Here is a 15,822-nt window from a genome sequence, read left to right as displayed (position 1 = left end):
ACCGGCCGGGACCGAATGGTTCGTCACACGAGTTCGGAGGCCGGGAGACCGCGGAAGGCGCGGCCTTCGGGCAGGGGTGCGCGCGGCAGCAGTCCGGTGGTGCACGGGGCCTCGACGTAGCGGGTGAACCACACGACCTTGCCGCCGTCGGTCCGGCAGGTACCCCAGCTGTCGCTCAGGGCCATGACCCGGCCGAGCCCGCCGCCACCGCCGTCCAGCAGCCGGGGCATACGCGAATCGCCGTCGGCCACGGACACCGTCAGGTGCCGGCCGGTCCAGCGCAGTTCGAGGACGCAGGGGTGCTCCTCGCCGACGTGCAGACGGACGTTCGTGAGGAGTTCGTCCGCCGCCCGGCACACCGGCCGTACGTGCAGGTCGAGACTCCAGTGGCGAAGGTGTGCGGCGACTATGCGCCGCATCCGGGAAATGCGCTCTGCCGAAACGTGCAGTTCGACCGAACACTGCCGGTCGAGTGGAACGGTCATCGTCGAGGCTCCTCACCGCGAGGCCCACGCGCTTCACCCCGTCTGAACCAACAACCCCCCGGACACGAAGCGTGAGCACTGATCACTTCTGGGTCACTCCTCAGGGTGGGCCCAGGGGGCCGGTCGCGCAACCGAGGGGGCGTCACGGCAGGTAGGGCAGCAGTTTGTCCGGGGTGAGCGGGAGTCCGCGGAGCCGGGCGCCCGTGGCGTGCCGTACGGCGTTCCCGATCGCGGCCGCCGTTCCGACGATGCCGATCTCGCCGATGCCCTTGCTGCCCATGGGGTTCAGGTGCGGGTCGTCCTCGTCGATCCAGTGCGCCTGGATGTCGGGGACGTCCGCGCAGGACGGCACGTGGTACGAGGCCAGGTCCCTCTCCGTGAAGTCCCCGAAGACCGGATCCATGGTGCTGCCCTCGGTGAGGGCCATGCCCAGCCCCATGACCATGCCTCCGATGAACTGGGAGCGCGCCGTACGGGAGTTCAGGATGCGCCCGGCGGCGTACACGCCGAGCAGTCTGCGCACCCGCACCTCACCGGTGAGGGAGTCGACGGCCACCTCGGCGAAGTGGGCGCCGAAGGCGTGGCGTGCGTACGGGCTCTCCCGCTCCGTCTCCTCACCCGTGTCCGCGGTGACGGTGATGCCGTCGGGCGGGACGGGGCCGCTGTGGCCGGCGAGCCGTGCGGTCAGGGCGGTGGCGGCCTTGTGCACCGCCGACCCCCAGGACGCCGTCCCCGAGGAGCCGCCCGCCAGCGGCGCGGCAGGCAGGTCGCTGCTGCCGATGTCGATCCGGACGTTGTCCGGGGGCGTGTCCAGGACCGAGGCGGCGATCTGCGCGAGGACGGTGCGGGCTCCCGTTCCGATGTCGGTGGCGTTGACCCCGACCCGGTAGGAGCCGTCCGGTGCGGCATGGAGGGACGCGGCGCACTTGGACACGAGTACCGGGTACGTGGCCGACGCGACCCCGGTGCCGAGCAGCCACGGCCCCTCCTCGCGGGACGCGGGCTGCGGGTCACGGCCGGACCAGCCGAACCGCCGGGCGCCCTCGGTCAGACAGGCCGCGAGATTCCGGCTGCTGAAGGGCCGTCCGCTGTCGGGTTCGGTCTTCGGCTCGTTGCGCAGGCGCAGTTCGACCGGGTCCATCCCGAGGACGTTGGCCAGTTCGTCCATGGCCGATTCCAGCGCGTACATGCCCGAGGCCTCCCCCGGCGCGCGCATCCAGGAGGGGCTGGGCACGTCGAGCGCCACGACCCGGTGCTCGGTGCGGCTGTGGGGCGAGGCGTACATGACGCGTGCGGGCACGGCGGCCTGTTCGACGAACTCCTTGATCCGCGAGGTCTGCGTGACGACCTCGTGCGACACGCAGGAGAGCACGCCGTCGCGGTCGGCGCCGAGGCGCACGCGCTGCACCGTCGGTGCGCGGTGCCCGACGATCGCGGCCATGTACCTTCGCGGCAGGGCGAGCTGGACCGGCAGCCCGGTGTGCCGCGCCGCCATCGCGGCGAGCACGACCTGGGGGCGCGGGGTGCCCTTGGAACCGAACCCGCCGCCGACGTGTTCGGAGACGACGGTGACGGCGTCCCGGTCGATGCCCAGGACCTGCGCGAGGGTGTCGCACACCGTGGTGGACCCCTGGCTGGAGTCGTGGACGGTCAGGCGTCCGCCGGCCCACACGGCGGTGGACGCGTGCGGTTCCATCGGGTGGTTGTGCAGCCCGCCCAGGGTGTAGGTCGCGTCGATCCGCACCGGCGCGGCGTCGAACGCGGCGGTGGCGTTCCCCCGTTCGCGCAGACCGGGGAAGCCGCCGTTGGCCTCGTCCGGAATCCTCAGGCCCGGGTGGTCCTCGGTGAGGACGACGTCGTGCCCGGCGGTGTCGTACTCGACCTGCACGGCCGCCGCACCGGCCCTCGCCGCTTCCAGGCCTTCCGCGAGTACGAGGGCGACGGGCCACCCGCGGTGCGGCACCCGGTCGTCCTGGAGCACGGCCAGGATCGGGTCGTCGGGCTCGTTCAGCCGGGGCGCGTTGTCGTGGGTCAGGACGGTGTGCACCCCCGGCAGGGCGAGCGCGTCGGCGGTGCGGACGGCGGTGACGCGTCCGCTCGGGACCGTGGCGGGCACGATCCAGCCGTACAGACAGCCGGGCCGGGTGTGCTCCGCGGCGTAGCGGGCGGTGCCGGTGACCTTGTCCCGGCCCTCCCGGCGGACGACGGGGGCACCCAGCGGCTGGGGGGTGTGGCTCATGGCGTAGGACCTCGGTTCGGGTGTGGGCGGGCCGGCGGGTCAGGCGGATGCCGCCCGGGAGGTGAGTTCGGTCAGGGCGCCGACGGCCAGCCTGCGGGCCAGCTCCACCTTGAAACCGTTGTCGCGCAGGGGTACCGCGGCTTCGAGCTCGGCGTCGACCGCCCGGGCGAAGGTCTCCCCGGACGCCGGAGCGCCCACCAGCACGCTCTCGGCCGCCCGGGCGCGCCAGGGCCGGTGCGCGACGCCGCCGAAGGCGAGGGCGGCATGCTCCACCCGGCCCTCCCGCACGCTCAGTACGGCGGCGACGGAGACCAGCGCGAAGGCGTACGAGGCACGGTCCCGGACCTTGCGGTACAGGGAGCCGGCTCCGGCGGGAGGCGGCGGCAACAGTACTCCGGTGATCAGTTCGCCCGGCCGGATCACGGTGTCCTGGTCGGGATTGTCACCGGGCAACCGGTGGAAGTCGGTGACGGGTACGGTCCGCTCGCCCTCGGGCCCGTGGAGCCGGACGGCCGCGTCGAGTGCCGCGAGCGCGACGGCCATGTCGGAGGGGTGGGTGGCGACGCAGTCCTGCGAGTGGCCCAGCACCGCGAGGTCGCGGTGGGCGCCCTCGCGGGCCGGGCAGCCCGAGCCGGGGACCCTTTTGTTGCAGGGCTTGGAGACATCCTGGAAGTACGGGCACCGGGTGCGCTGGAGCAGGTTCCCGCCGGTGGTGGCCGTGTTGCGGAGCTGCCCGGAGGCACCGGCGAGCAGGGCCTGCGACAGGGCGGGATAGTCCTTCCGCACGTCGGGGTGGGCGGCCAGGTCGCTGTTGCGTACGGTCGCGCCGACCAGGAGGCCGCCTTCGTCCGTCCGGGTCACGTGGTCCAGGGGCAGCCGGCTGACGTCGACGAGCAGCCCGGGCGACTCCACCCCGAGTTTCATCAGGTCGACGAGGTTGGTCCCGCCGCCGAGAAACCGGGCGCCGGGATCGCCGGCGCCGGCCCGTACGGCTTCGGCGACGGTGGTGGGACGGCGGTAGGCGAAGGGCTTCACGGGGTCACGTCCTCGATCGCCTCGACGATGTGCGGGTAGGCGCCGCAGCGGCAGAGGTTGCCGCTCATCCGTTCGCGGACCTCCTCGGCGCCGAGCGGGGCCGGGCCGTCGGCCGCGAGGCGGTTCTGCGGGGTGACGTGGGAGGGGAAGCCGTCCTCGGCCTCGCCGAGCATGCCGACCGCGGAGCAGAGCTGTCCCGGGGTGCAGTAACCGCACTGCAGCGCGTCCCGTTCCAGGAAGGCGGACTGCAGCGGGTGCAGCCGGTCGCCGTCGGCCAGCCCCTCGACCGTCGTGATGCGGGCGTCCGCCTGGGCGACCGCGAGCAGGAGGCAGCTGTTGGCCCGCCGACCGTCGACGAGCACGGTGCAGGCACCGCACTGGCCGTGGTCGCAGCCCTTCTTCGCTCCGGTGAGTCCGAGGTGCTCGCGCAACGCGTCCAGCACGGTGGTGCGGTGATCGAGTGTCAGGGTGTGTGACGTGCCGTTGACGTTCAACGCGAAGGTGGAACGGTCGTCGGGATCCGGCACCTGTGCCGTGTCCGTGCCGACGGTCCCGGGGATGGCGTTCATGTGCGCGTACCTTCCGGGTTCGGGTGGTGCGGGGCGTCACGCGGGGCGGTGGCTGTCCAGGCGCAGCCGGATCTCCTGTTCCTGGTCTCCGGCCGCCGTCCCGACGACGCGGACGGCGAAGGCGTGCGCGAGGTGCTCGCGGAGCCGGTCGACCGCCCAGTAGCCGCCCTGGGCCTCGACCGTCACCGGCGCGGACAGCCGAGCCGGCCCGGCGCCCTCTTTCGTCTCGGACACGTCGACGGTCGCCGTCCACACGGTCGGACGCGTGTCCGACGCGTCCTCGGGAGCGTCACCTGCGGGGCGGTCGGAGGCGAACGAGCGGCGCAGCACCTCGAACACGGTGCGCGCGTCCTCCTTGGGGCATCCGGTCACCGCCACCACGACGTCGCCGCTGCCCTGGTGCTCCTGTGCCTGTTCCCGTGGGCTGTTCACACTGGTTCCTTCCACCGGGCGCGCCCGGAGCGCTGCCCGGATGCCGGGGGACTCACTCCAGGCTCACCCCGGGGCCGCCCGTCGGCGACACGAGCGGGCACCCGGCGGGGCGGGCGCGGGGCCCGTCCCGGGGGAAGCCGACCGGGGGGACGTGGCCGCCCGACCGCCACCGTGAAGCCGATGTGAACTGTACGAAACATATTTACCGCTACATCGCCATAAAACATGAATTCATGCCACTGGCTGTCTGTGATCGATTCACCGGGGTATGCGCCCTGCATGGACGTAACGAACGGAGCAGGCAATGCACTCGCCGCCACTCTCGCCGCGGGCGGCCCGGGCGCCGTGGGTGTGGTCGTCGGCGTCGTCGGACTCGCCGTGGTGGTTCTGCTGATCGGCGGCTTCTGGTGGGGCATGCGGCGCAGGGACAGGGAACTCCCTCCGCCGCGCCCGGAGGAGCAGCCGCAACGGCCTGAGCACCGCACGGAGATCCGGGAGAGCGGCCAGCACACCTCGGACCGCTTCCCGGACGACGGCACCGCCCTCTCGCCGTACGAACTCGGCGGCCACGGTAACGAGGTGATCCCGCCGGACCCCGAGCGCCCGCGCGACTGACAGAGCGGCCACCGGACCAGGGACACGGTCCGGTCCGGTGGCCGCCGGCCTCGTCGCAGCCACCGCGGAGGGTGGGGATTGCTGACGTCGCCCCCTCCGGATCGAGGGCTCGGCCGCCCGCCCGGGGCGGCGGCCGAGCACGTGCCCCCCGACGTCACGAACGCGCCTCAGGGGGCGGGGCATGAGCGCGGCCGCCGCGTGTTGCGGGAGTCGCCGCAGCGCATGAGGCTGGTCCTGGCCGCGCGGCACCGGAGGAGTGTCCGCCGCGCAATCGACGAGGCAGAGGGACCATGACCACTGGCGAATCGCGGACCGCCCCGGAACCGGCAGCGCTGACCGGTGCGGCCGCGCCGTGCTGGGTCCACCTGGTGACCCGCGACCTGGAGGACGCCCGGCGCTTCTACGGGGCCGTCCTCGGGTGGACTTTCCGCCCGGGTCCACTGGGCAGGGAGTTCCTGATGGCGCGCTCGGACGGCGTACCGGTGGCGGGGGTCGGCGCCGTCGCCTCGGCCTACCAGGTCGCCGTCGCCTGGACGCCCTACTTCTCCGTCCGCGACGCCGACGAGGCGTCGGCCCGCATCCGCGAACGCAGCGGCACCGTGGCCGTGGGCCCGTTGACCATCGGCACGGGCCGCGCGGTACTGGCCGCCGATCGGGACGGCGCGGCCTTCGGGGTGTGGGAGTGGACCGGACGGGCGGCCTCCCTCATCCCTTCCGGGCACCGGGCGCACGCCTGGCTGCGCCTGCGCACCCGGAACGCATTCGACGCCGCGATCTTCTACGGCGAGGTACTCGACTGGGCGAGCGGCGAGCCCGGCGGCTGCGAGGTGGCGTACGTGAAGGAAGAGGTCCTCGTGCGCTGCAACGGGCGGCCACTGGCCCGGATCAGCTCCGGTGCCGTCGAGTCCGCGCCGGACCCGATGGTGCGCCCGCACTGGCAGGTGCAGTTCCCGGTGGCCGACGTACAGGCCACGGTCCTCGCGGCGCAGGAGCACGGAGGCACTCTCATGGAGCGGCGCTCCGTGCCCCACGGCAGCGAGGCGACGCTGCGCGACCCGGACGGCGGGCTCTTCACCGTGACGGACGTACGCAGCCCCGCCGACGCCGACGACTGAGCCGCTCAGCCCCGGTGGCCGGGGTCCGAGGGCGGCGTCTCCCAGTCCCCCTGTTCCCGGTTGCCCCGGACGATGGCCCACAGCGGGAACACGAACCAGCAGACGAGGAACCACAGGCCCATCGCACCCACCAGCCACAGTGCCACGACGTTGTGCAGCGCCACCCTGAGGATCAGCAGCAGTGTGCTGCACATGGTGCAGAAGAGCAGGCCGAGCCCCAGTTTCGTCAGACGCGAGGCCCAGATGACCGTCTGCGGCTTCATTCGCCGGCCGGTGAGCAGCCGGTGGTACGACACCGGGCCTATCAGCGCCGCCGCCGTGGCGGACCCGAGCATGACCGTCACCACGTAGATGTTCCGGTCGACGGTCGAGAGGTCCGCGAACCGGGGCTGGAACACCACGGCGAGCAGGAAGCCGAAGAGGATCTGTACGCCTGTCTGGGCGACCCGGAGTTCCTGGAGCAGTTCGCCCCACTGCCGGTCCGCCCGTTCCTCCTCGCTCTCTCGCCGACCGCTCTCCGGGTTCGCCCCGGTGCCGTCTCTGCCGCTGTCACCCTCGGACGCGGGTATCCGTCCCATCAACGCCTCCCCCAGCTCGAACATATGAGCTGGACGGATTCCCCGAGAACTCCTTGCGAATCCTGGTTCACGCCCCCTCTCCACGGCGGCGGCAGACGGGGAAAGCACCATGCCATGGTCGGGAGCGGGCACCGGTCGGCAGGCCACGCCCTCGACGCACCGTGACGGCTCACCTAAAATCGTCGTACGGCATCGCGCGTCGGTCACCGGCCGGGTGAGGCGTGGAGGTAGCCCGTGAGATGCCCGTTGGAGGCATTCCACAGTGTCAGTCGAGTTGAACCACACCATCGTCCACTGCCGGGACAACCGGGAGTCAGCCGATTTCCTGGCGCACATCCTGGGTCTCAGCACCGGAACCGAGTGGGGACCGTTCATCCCGGTGGTCCTCGCGAACGGCGTGACGCTGGACTTCGCGACCATTCCCGCCGAGTCGATCACCGTGCAGCACTACGCGTTCCTGATCTCGGAGGCGGAGTTCGACGCGGCCTTCGGCCGCATCAAGGAGCGGGGCATCGAGTTCTACGCGGATCCCCACCGGAAGCACCCGGGCGAGATCAACCGCAACGACGGCGGGCACGGGGTGTACTTCCCCGATCCCAGCGGTCACGGGCTGGAGCTCATCACCCGTCCGTACGGCGGATGGTCTTAGCGGTCCCTGTCCCGCACGCGCGTGGGGCCCGGCGCCGGCGCATTCGGGGCTCCGGCATTCACAAGGGGCCCCGGTCCGACGCGCGTAGGAGCGGTCCGGCAGCGGGCCGGACCGCTCGGCTCAGGGCCCGCCGCCCGTCGTGAGGACCAGTTCGGGGCGGTCCCACATCACGGCGGGCGGACGGGCGGACACCGTGCCGGTGCGTTCGGCGCCCACGCTGCGGTAGAAGCCTTCCGCCGGGGGGTGCGCCACCACTCGCACGGCCGCCAGCCCCGCACGCCGCGCCTCGTCACGGAGGTGCGAGACGAGGAGGCGCCCGATGCCCTGCCCCTGCGCCTCGTCGGCCACGAACATCAGGTCGAGTTCGGGCGGCGACAGGATCAGCGAGTAGAAGCCGAGCACCCTCTCGTCCTCGTCGACGGCCACGTGCACGCCGTGCGCCTCGATGTAGTCGGGCCCGACCTTGTATCCCGCGACCATGGGCGCGTAAGGGCCCTCGTAGGCGCGCGACGAGGTGACCAGCCGGGTGAGCCGCCTGGCGTCCCGGGCCACCGCTCGCCTGACCCGGACCTCGCTCCGCCGGGCCGTAGGACGCGATCTCATGACGCGAGTATCGCGCATCACGGCGACCGGGTGCGCGTCCCCTCGGCCCTGGCGGCCTCCGGCCCGCCGTTCCTCGGCCATGGCGTCGGCGTCGAACAGCGTCAGGTCCAGCGGCGGCCGGGCCGGCGCCACGCGGATGCTCTCGTCGACCGCGGCCAGGACACGACGGACCTCCGCGTCGCGGACCTGCTTGTCCACCCGTGACTCGAAGCCGGCACCGGCGGGTTGGCGCTCGGTCACGGGATGCCCGTCTCGGAACTGGCGCCGGACGGGGCCGTGTCGGACCGCGGGCGCGCCCGGAATCGACGTATTCCAGGTTACCGGTGATTCGCACGCTTGAACGGCGCCAGGTGGGTAACACGGCTGGTGCACAGAGCCCGGGGGATTGCCGGCCGGGCCCGATCCGGAAGGGGTTGACGAGAGTGGAAGAGCACGACGCACCGACCGCGAACCGACGGGGGCACACGTCATGACGACCGTGGTGATCATTGTCGCCGTCGTCCTGGTGGCGGCGCTCGCCTTCTTCCTCGTCCGCGGCCGGCAGACCGGCGGGCGAGGTCTGCAGCGCCGTTTCGGACCCGAGTACGAGCGCACGGTGGCCCGTCACGACGGCGACACCAAGGCGGCCGAGCACGAGCTGGCCGAGCGGGTGAAGCTGCACGGCTCGCTGTCCGAGCGGCCCCTGGACCCCGAAGCGCGTGAGGCGTACACCCGCCGCTGGGCCGAAGTGCAGGAACAGTTCATCGACTCCCCCAGGGACGCGATCGTCGAGGCCGACGCACTTCTGGCGCGGCTGGCGCGCGACAGGGGTTTCCCCGACGGCGACAGCTTCGAGGAGCAGACGGCCGCCCTCTCGGTCCACCACGCCGAGCAGGTCGACGGCTACCGCAGGGTGCACACGGCGGTACGCGGACAGGGCGGAACGGAGGAGATGAGGCAGGCCCTGATCGACTCCAGGGCGCTCTTCGACGTACTCCTCGCGGACTCACCGGACACGCCGGCCCGGACGGACCGGCACGAATCGAAAGGCAGTGCAGCAGCGTGACCAACGACAACGACCCCAGGACAGAGCCCGTCTCCTCCACGGAGCCGCGCCACACCACTGCACCGCGCACCACGCGTGAGGCCGCGACCGGAGCGGACACCCCGCGCGAGTCCGTGACCGGGGCCCGGGCTACGCCCGGAATCACCGGCGAGCGTGAGCCCGTGACCGGGACCGGGGTCACGCCCGGAACCACGCGCGAGCCCGCGACGGCCGTCGGCACCACCACCGGGACCACCCGTGAATCCGCCCTCTCGGCCGATTCGCGGACCGCGCACGACACCTCCGCCGGAGTCACGGCGGGCGACGGCAGGAGCCGGCAGGCGAAGGCCGCCGGCACCGGCGACCACAGCGTCCCGCCCGCCCCCCGGAAGGACGCCGGCGCGTCGTCGCACGAGCGGACCGGCCACCACGCGGGCACCGGCAGCGACCAGCCGCTGGTCTCCCGCAACGACCAGGAGAAGCTGGCGCAGCGCATGCACCATGCGGTCGCCGACTTCGTCGAGAGCCCGCGCCGGGCGGTCGAGGAGGCGGACAGCACCTTCGAGCAGATCGTCTCGGGCCTGACCGAGGCCCTCACGGAGCGCAGGCGCGCCCTGCGGGCCAGCTGGCAGGAGCAGGACACCGAGGCCCAGACCGAGGAGCTTCGGATCGCGCTCCAGCGCTATCGCGACCTGGGCGAACAGCTGCTGAAGATCTGAGCGGTGCGGCAGCCGCGAACCGGCCCGGTGCTCGTCCGACAGGACGCCGCACCGGGCCGGTTCGCGTCCGGGGCGTTTCAGCCCGGTACGGCCAGGTCCGCGCGCAGCCGGTCCGCCACCGCCCGGGGCAGGCGGAGGGCGTTGTCCAGGTAGCCGTCGAGCCCGCCCCAGCGCTCGTCCATGGCGTCCAGGGCCGCCTCGAGGTACCGGGGCCTCGCCTCGACGACCGCGGATGCGATGTCCGGGTCCCCGCCGGCGTCGAGGAAGTTCCGCACCGCCGGGCCGAAGGCGGCCCGGACCGCCCGGTTCACCGCGAGGAACTCCGCGCGTACGACATCGCGCGAGGCGCCCGCCGTCATCAGCAGCAGCGCGGCGGCCCAGCCCGTGCGGTCCTTGCCCGTCGCGCAGTGGAAGAGCAGCGGCCTGGCCCTGGGGTCGGCGGCGGTGTCCAGGAAGGCACGGTAGGCGGCCGCCGCGCCCGGGGAGAGGACCATCCTGCGGTAGGTCTGCGCGAAGAGTTCCTCCGCCCTGCCCCCTCCGAGCAGGGCCGCTGCTCCGTCCGGGTCGCAGAGCAGCGCCCTGAGCCGCGCCGGAGCCACCCCCGGGTCGTCGCCGAGGACATCGGCGACGAACAGCCTGGCGCCGGGCGGCAGCCGGTCGGGCGCCCACCGGCGCTCCTCGGCGGTGCGCAGATCGACGACGGTACGGATGCCGAGCGCGGCCACGGCCATGTCGTGCTCCGGGTCGAAGTCGCTCAGCTGTCCCGAGCGCAGCAGGGCCCCCTGCCGCAGGCGGTGGTCGCGCCCCAGCGCGATACCACCGAGGTCACGGAGGTTGACGACGGTTGCCGAGGAGACGGCCCGGGCGGTCTGCACGATGAACTGCCTCTTTCCCGACAGACTGCAGGTCGGAATCAACGTCGCACGGCGTGCGCGTATCGACAAAAGCAACGCGGGGTGCCGGGGTGTCGGCCGGCCGGGTGTCAGTCGGCGAGAATCCGGGTCTTCTGGGCCACGAACTCCGCGTCGGTGAGAACGCCCTGCTTCCTGAGCTCGGCCAGCCTCTCGAGCAGCGTGATGACGTCGTCCCCGCCGTCGGCCGGAACCCGCTCGTGCGCCACGACACGGCCGTCGGCCGACTCGACCGCACGGGTGAGGGGGACGGACCAGAGGTCCTCCCACACGATCAGCGCGACCGAGCTCCCCTCGGGGAGGCCGGCGACGACCTCGAGGTCGTCGACAAGCGGCAGGCCGGCCGGGCCGTCGTCCGGGGGCCGGAACGACACGAGTCCCTGCGGGTCCATCTCCCGCAGCTCCACGAGCTGGAGCGTGCCGTCCCCGGTCCTGCGGGCGAAGGCCAGATCGAGGATGCGTACGGCTTCCGACGCGACGGCGTCGGCCAGTACGGGCGCGATCACTTCTGCGAAGCGGTCACCGGGAAAGGTGACGACGAGGTACTCAACGGGTCCCACGTCCACGGTGCGTCCTTCCCCTCAGGTGCTGGATCGCCAAAAGCATAACTTCGGGCAATAAGTGACGCACTGTGAAACTTGCGGAGCAAGAGAACTAATTCACTGATCAACTGAATGAATTGCACTCATTCCGGCGAGTGCAAGGTCACAGCCTGTGGCCCTGCTGGACGTCAGAGTGCTGACCTAGCATCTGACCATGACGGTCCTGCCTGCTGACGGGCTCTCTCTGGCCGCCGATTTCCACGACCCCTCCCACGACCAGTGGCAGAGCCTTGTCGAAGGCGTACTGCGCAGGTCCGGCAAGGAAGTCACGGGTACGGCCGCCGAGGAAGCACTGTCCACCGCGCTCGGGGACGGGCTCACAGCCCGCCCCCTGTACACCTCCGACGACACGTCGGCCGATCCCGGCCTGCCCGGCTTCGCGCCCTTCACCCGGGGCAGCAGGCCCACGGGGAACACCGCGGACGGCTGGGACGTGCGCCAGCGCCACGCCCTGGCCGATCCCGTGCGCCTGAACGAAGCGGTGCTCGGCGACCTGGAGAACGGCGTCACGTCCCTCTGGCTGGCCGTGGGCGGCCCCTCAGGGGTGCCGGTCGCGGGCCTCGCCCGCGCTCTGGAGGGCGTCTACCTCGACCTGGCGCCGGTCGCACTAGACGCGGGCGCCGATGCCGGGCCCGCCGCAAAGGAGTTGCTCGCGCTCTACGAGGCGCGGGGCGTCACCGGGGACGCGGCACGCGGCAGCCTCGGAATCGACCCGCTCGGGCAGGCAGCCCGGACGGGCGCCGAGCCGGACACGGACGAGGCCGCGCACTGGGCGCGGCTCTGCGGCCGCGCGTTCCCCGGACTGCGCGCGATGGTCGTGGACACGCTGCCGTACCACGAGGCGGGCGGTTCGGCCGCCGAGGAGCTGGGGCTGTCGCTGGCCACCGGCGTCGCCTATCTGCGGACGCTGACCACGGCGGGACTCACCGTGGAAGAGGCCTGCGCACAGCTGGAGTTCAGGTACTCGGCGACGGCCGACCAGTTCCTGACCATCGCGAAGCTGCGCGCGGCACGGCGGCTGTGGTCGCGCGTGGCCGAGGTCTGCGGGGCTCCCGGAGCCGGGGCGCAGCGGCAGCACGCCGTGACCTCGTCGGTGATGATGACCCGTCGGGACCCGTGGGTGAACATGCTGCGCACGACGCTGGCCTGTCTGGGCGCGGGCGTCGGCGGAGCCGAATCCGTCACCGTACTGCCGTTCGATCACGCGCTCGGTCTGCCGGACGCGTTCGCCCGGCGGATCGCCCGCAACACCTCGACGATCCTGATGGAGGAGTCCCATCTGGCCCGGGTGACGGACCCGGCGGGCGGCTCCTGGTACGTCGAGCGGCTCACCGATGAACTCGCCGCGGCTGCCTGGTCGTTCTTCCAGGACGTCGAGCGGGCCGGCGGCCAGGCCGCCGCGCTGCGCTCGGGCATGGTCGAGGAACGGCTCGCGGCCACCTGGGCCGCGCGCAGCAAGGACCTGGCGCGGCGCAAGGAACCCGTGACCGGGGTCAGTGAGTTCCCGAACCTGTCGGAGCGGCCCGTGGAGCGCGAGTCCGCGCCCGCCGCCCCCTCGGACGGCGGACTGCCGCGGGTGAGGCGGGACGAGGCGTTCGAGGCGCTGCGCGCCCGGTCGGACCGGCACCTGGCCGCGACGGGGAGCCGTCCCACGGTGTTCCTCGCCGCTCTGGGTCCCGCATCGGCCCACACCGCGCGGGCGTCCTTCGCCGCGAACCTCTTCGTGGCGGGCGGGATCGAGCCCGTCCACCGGCCCGTCCAGGTGGACGCGTCGAGCGCTGCCGCGGCCTTCGCCGCGAGCGGGGCCACGATCGCCTGTCTGTGCTCCACGGACGCCCTCTACGCCGAACAGGCCGACGAGGTCGCCACGGCCCTGAGGGCGGCCGGCGCCGAGCGGATCTTCCTGGCCGGACGTCCGGGTGAGTACCCGGGCGCAGATGTCCATGTGTTCGCCGGCTGCGACGTCGTCGCCGTCCTCTCCTGTGAACTCGACCGTATGGGAGTGGCGTGATGCAGACCCCAGAGACCACCGGGGCCGACGTGCCCGTGGTGCCGGACTTCTCCGAGGTCTCCCTGACCGGGGGGCCTCCCGCCGAGGTGTCCGAGGACAGGTGGCGGACCGCTGTCAAGGAGTCGGCGGGCCGTTCCGAGGACGAGCTGCTCTGGGAGACCCCGGAGGGCATCGAGGTCAAGCCGCTGTACACCGGACGGGACCTGGAGGGGCTCGACTTCCTGGGGACCTACCCGGGAATCGCGCCGTATCTGCGCGGCCCCTACCCGACGATGTACGTCAACCAGCCCTGGACGATCCGCCAGTACGCCGGATTCTCCACGGCCGAGGAGTCCAACGCCTTCTACCGGCGCAACCTCGCGGCCGGCCAGAAGGGCCTGTCCATCGCGTTCGACCTGCCCACCCACCGGGGCTACGACAGCGACCATCCGCGGGTGACGGGCGACGTCGGCATGGCGGGCGTCGCGATCGACTCGATCTACGACATGCGTCAGCTCTTCGACGGCATCCCGCTGGACAAGATGTCGGTGTCGATGACCATGAACGGCGCGGTGCTGCCGGTCCTCGCCCTGTACATCGTGGCGGCCGAGGAACAGGGCGTGCCCGCGGAGAAGCTCGCGGGGACGATCCAGAACGACATCCTCAAGGAGTTCATGGTCCGCAACACCTACATCTATCCGCCCGGCCCCTCGATGCGGATCATCTCCGACATCTTCGCGTTCACCTCGCGGAGGATGCCCCGCTACAACTCGATCTCCATCTCCGGCTACCACATCCAGGAAGCCGGCGCGACGGCCGACCTGGAGCTCGCCTACACGCTGGCCGACGGCGTGGAGTACCTGCGGGCGGGGCAGGCCGCGGGGCTGGACGTGGACGCGTTCGCCCCCCGCCTCTCGTTCTTCTGGGCGATCGGCATGAACTTCTTCATGGAGATCGCGAAGCTGCGGGCCGCGCGCCTGCTGTGGGCGAAGCTGGTCAAGGAGTTCGGCCCCCAGAACGCCAAGTCGCTCTCCCTGCGCACCCATTCGCAGACGTCCGGCTGGTCGCTGACGGCGCAGGACGTCTTCAACAACGTGACGCGCACCTGTGTCGAGGCGATGGCGGCGACCCAGGGACACACCCAGTCGCTGCACACCAACGCGCTGGACGAGGCGCTCGCCCTGCCGACCGACTTCTCCGCACGCATCGCCCGCAACACCCAGCTGCTGCTCCAGCAGGAATCCGGCACGACACGCGTGATCGACCCCTGGGGCGGCAGCGCATACGTCGAGAAGCTGACGCACGACCTCGCCCGCCGCGCCTGGCAGCACATCCAGGAGGTGGAGCAGGCGGGCGGCATGTCGAAGGCCATCGACGCGGGCATCCCGAAGCTCCGGATCGAGGAGGCCGCCGCCCGCACGCAGGCCCGCATCGACTCGGGGCGACAGCCCGTCATCGGGGTCAACAAGTACCGGGTGGAGACCGACGAGAAGATCGACGTCCTCAAGGTCGACAACTCCTCGGTACGCACCCAGCAGATCGAGAAGCTCCGGCGGCTGCGCGAGGAACGCGACGAGGCGGCCTGTCAGGACGCGCTGCGCGCCCTGACGGAGGCGGCCGGGCGGGACCCCGGGCCGGACCTCGAAGGCAACCTCCTGGCCCTGGCCGTCGACGCGGCCCGGGCGATGGCCACGGTCGGAGAGATCTCGGACGCGCTGGAGAAGGTGTACGGCAGGCACGCGGGCCAGATCCGTACGATCTCCGGTGTGTACCGCAAAGAGGCAGGAGACTCCCCCTCCGTGGACCGAACCCGAGCCCTGGTCGACGACTTCGAGGAGGCCGAGGGGCGGCGCCCGCGCATCCTCGTCGCCAAGATGGGCCAGGACGGCCACGACCGCGGCCAGAAGGTGATCGCGACCGCCTTCGCCGACCTGGGCTTCGACGTCGACGTCGGCCCGCTGTTCCAGACGCCGGGCGAGGTGGCCCGGCAGGCCGTGGAGGCGGACGTGCACATCGTGGGCGTGTCGTCCCTGGCGGCCGGGCACCTCACGCTCGTACCGGCGCTGCGCCGGGAGCTGTCCGCCGAGGGCCGGGAGGACATCATGATCGTGGTGGGCGGGGTGATCCCGCCGCAGGACATCGACGCGCTGCACGAGGCGGGCGCCGCCGCGGTGTTCCCGCCCGGCACGGTGATCCCGGACGCGGCCCACGACCTGGTCAGGCGGCTCGGCGCCGCGCTCGGCCACGAACTGTGAG

The 15,822-nt window shown here is 72.2% G+C and carries 16 protein-coding genes; 7 read left to right on the top strand and 9 right to left on the bottom strand.

Going from position 1 to position 15,822, the window contains the following annotated elements:
- Positions 1-23 precede the first annotated feature (23 nt).
- The 5 genes from AB0I83_RS23155 to AB0I83_RS23135 form a co-directional block, all read right to left on the bottom strand.
- Positions 24-485: an ATP-binding protein gene (locus AB0I83_RS23155; protein ID WP_363305952.1), complete on the bottom strand. Its 462-nt coding sequence runs from the start codon at positions 483-485 to the stop codon at positions 24-26.
- 142 nt (positions 486-627) lie between these two features.
- A complete protein-coding gene (locus AB0I83_RS23150; RefSeq protein WP_363305951.1) occupies positions 628-2,724 on the bottom strand; it encodes a xanthine dehydrogenase family protein molybdopterin-binding subunit in 2,097 nt (698 codons plus the stop codon).
- 39 nt (positions 2,725-2,763) lie between these two features.
- Complete coding sequence (locus AB0I83_RS23145) at positions 2,764-3,759, bottom strand: xanthine dehydrogenase family protein subunit M (protein ID WP_363305950.1); 996 nt, start codon at positions 3,757-3,759, stop codon at positions 2,764-2,766.
- On the bottom strand, positions 3,756-4,328 hold the full coding sequence (locus tag AB0I83_RS23140) for a 2Fe-2S iron-sulfur cluster-binding protein (protein WP_363305949.1): 573 nt from the start codon (positions 4,326-4,328) through the stop codon (positions 3,756-3,758). The genes AB0I83_RS23145 and AB0I83_RS23140 overlap by 4 nt, the downstream gene beginning before the upstream one ends.
- Before the next feature lie 36 nt (positions 4,329-4,364).
- Positions 4,365-4,760, bottom strand: coding sequence for a hypothetical protein (locus tag AB0I83_RS23135; RefSeq protein ID WP_356532114.1), 396 nt, complete (start codon positions 4,758-4,760; stop codon positions 4,365-4,367).
- A 279-nt stretch (positions 4,761-5,039) separates the two neighbouring features.
- On the opposite strand from AB0I83_RS23135, the gene AB0I83_RS23130 reads away from it, so the two are divergent.
- Together AB0I83_RS23130 and AB0I83_RS23125 are read left to right on the top strand one after the other, a co-directional pair.
- A complete protein-coding gene (locus tag AB0I83_RS23130) occupies positions 5,040-5,375 on the top strand; it encodes a DUF6479 family protein (protein WP_356532115.1) in 336 nt (111 codons plus the stop codon).
- Positions 5,376-5,665: 290 nt separating this feature from the next.
- Positions 5,666-6,490, top strand: coding sequence for a VOC family protein (locus AB0I83_RS23125; protein WP_356532117.1), 825 nt, complete (start codon positions 5,666-5,668; stop codon positions 6,488-6,490).
- 5 nt (positions 6,491-6,495) lie between these two features.
- Here AB0I83_RS23125 and AB0I83_RS23120 read toward each other — a convergent pair whose 3' ends face one another.
- A complete protein-coding gene (locus AB0I83_RS23120) occupies positions 6,496-7,068 on the bottom strand; it encodes a DUF6328 family protein (protein WP_363305948.1) in 573 nt (190 codons plus the stop codon).
- 262 nt (positions 7,069-7,330) lie between these two features.
- On the opposite strand from AB0I83_RS23120, the gene AB0I83_RS23115 reads away from it, so the two are divergent.
- Positions 7,331-7,717 (top strand): VOC family protein, encoded by a 387-nt coding sequence (locus AB0I83_RS23115; RefSeq protein ID WP_363305947.1) that lies wholly within the window; start codon positions 7,331-7,333, stop codon positions 7,715-7,717.
- 120 nt (positions 7,718-7,837) lie between these two features.
- Here the strand turns inward: AB0I83_RS23115 and AB0I83_RS23110 are convergent, their stop codons facing one another.
- Positions 7,838-8,338: a GNAT family N-acetyltransferase gene (locus AB0I83_RS23110; protein ID WP_363305982.1), complete on the bottom strand. Its 501-nt coding sequence runs from the start codon at positions 8,336-8,338 to the stop codon at positions 7,838-7,840.
- Positions 8,339-8,789: 451 nt separating this feature from the next.
- On the opposite strand from AB0I83_RS23110, the gene AB0I83_RS23105 reads away from it, so the two are divergent.
- Both AB0I83_RS23105 and AB0I83_RS23100 read left to right on the top strand, forming a co-directional pair.
- Positions 8,790-9,365, top strand: coding sequence for a hypothetical protein (locus tag AB0I83_RS23105; RefSeq protein ID WP_356532122.1), 576 nt, complete (start codon positions 8,790-8,792; stop codon positions 9,363-9,365).
- Positions 9,362-10,063 (top strand): hypothetical protein, encoded by a 702-nt coding sequence (locus tag AB0I83_RS23100; RefSeq protein ID WP_363305946.1) that lies wholly within the window; start codon positions 9,362-9,364, stop codon positions 10,061-10,063. The genes AB0I83_RS23105 and AB0I83_RS23100 overlap by 4 nt, the downstream gene beginning before the upstream one ends.
- A 77-nt stretch (positions 10,064-10,140) precedes the next feature.
- Here the strand turns inward: AB0I83_RS23100 and AB0I83_RS23095 are convergent, their stop codons facing one another.
- Both AB0I83_RS23095 and AB0I83_RS23090 read right to left on the bottom strand, forming a co-directional pair.
- The gene (locus AB0I83_RS23095; RefSeq protein WP_356532125.1) at positions 10,141-10,938 is read right to left on the bottom strand and encodes a tyrosine-protein phosphatase; all 798 of its coding nucleotides are present in this window, start codon (positions 10,936-10,938) and stop codon (positions 10,141-10,143) included.
- A 107-nt stretch (positions 10,939-11,045) separates the two neighbouring features.
- The gene (locus AB0I83_RS23090) at positions 11,046-11,540 is read right to left on the bottom strand and encodes a DUF6325 family protein (RefSeq protein ID WP_356532126.1); all 495 of its coding nucleotides are present in this window, start codon (positions 11,538-11,540) and stop codon (positions 11,046-11,048) included.
- Positions 11,541-11,730: 190 nt separating this feature from the next.
- On the opposite strand from AB0I83_RS23090, the gene mutA reads away from it, so the two are divergent.
- The gene (gene mutA, locus AB0I83_RS23085; protein WP_363305945.1) at positions 11,731-13,587 is read left to right on the top strand and encodes a methylmalonyl-CoA mutase small subunit; all 1,857 of its coding nucleotides are present in this window, start codon (positions 11,731-11,733) and stop codon (positions 13,585-13,587) included.
- A complete protein-coding gene (gene scpA, locus AB0I83_RS23080) occupies positions 13,587-15,821 on the top strand; it encodes a methylmalonyl-CoA mutase (RefSeq protein WP_363305944.1) in 2,235 nt (744 codons plus the stop codon). The genes mutA and scpA overlap by 1 nt, the downstream gene beginning before the upstream one ends.
- The last annotated feature ends 1 nt before the right edge of the window (position 15,822 follow it).

Source organism: Streptomyces sp. NPDC049970 (assembly GCF_040660235.1).
In the GTDB taxonomy this organism is placed as follows: Bacteria; Actinomycetota; Actinomycetes; order Streptomycetales; family Streptomycetaceae; genus Streptomyces.
Note: the sequence above shows the minus strand (reverse complement) of the source record. Positions and strands in the feature narration are given on the sequence as shown.

Coding starts and splice junctions, on each gene's coding strand:
- AB0I83_RS23155 (WP_363305952.1), bottom strand. CDS start 485: ATGACCGTTCCACTCGACCGGCAGTGTTCGGTCGAACTGCACGTTTCG.
- AB0I83_RS23150 (WP_363305951.1), bottom strand. CDS start 2,724: ATGAGCCACACCCCCCAGCCGCTGGGTGCCCCCGTCGTCCGCCGGGAG.
- AB0I83_RS23140 (WP_363305949.1), bottom strand. CDS start 4,328: ATGAACGCCATCCCCGGGACCGTCGGCACGGACACGGCACAGGTGCCG.
- AB0I83_RS23130 (WP_356532115.1), top strand. CDS start 5,040: ATGGACGTAACGAACGGAGCAGGCAATGCACTCGCCGCCACTCTCGCC.
- AB0I83_RS23125 (WP_356532117.1), top strand. CDS start 5,666: ATGACCACTGGCGAATCGCGGACCGCCCCGGAACCGGCAGCGCTGACC.
- AB0I83_RS23120 (WP_363305948.1), bottom strand. CDS start 7,068: ATGGGACGGATACCCGCGTCCGAGGGTGACAGCGGCAGAGACGGCACC.
- AB0I83_RS23110 (WP_363305982.1), bottom strand. CDS start 8,338: ATGCGCGATACTCGCGTCATGAGATCGCGTCCTACGGCCCGGCGGAGC.
- AB0I83_RS23105 (WP_356532122.1), top strand. CDS start 8,790: ATGACGACCGTGGTGATCATTGTCGCCGTCGTCCTGGTGGCGGCGCTC.
- mutA (WP_363305945.1), top strand. CDS start 11,731: ATGACGGTCCTGCCTGCTGACGGGCTCTCTCTGGCCGCCGATTTCCAC.
- scpA (WP_363305944.1), top strand. CDS start 13,587: ATGCAGACCCCAGAGACCACCGGGGCCGACGTGCCCGTGGTGCCGGAC.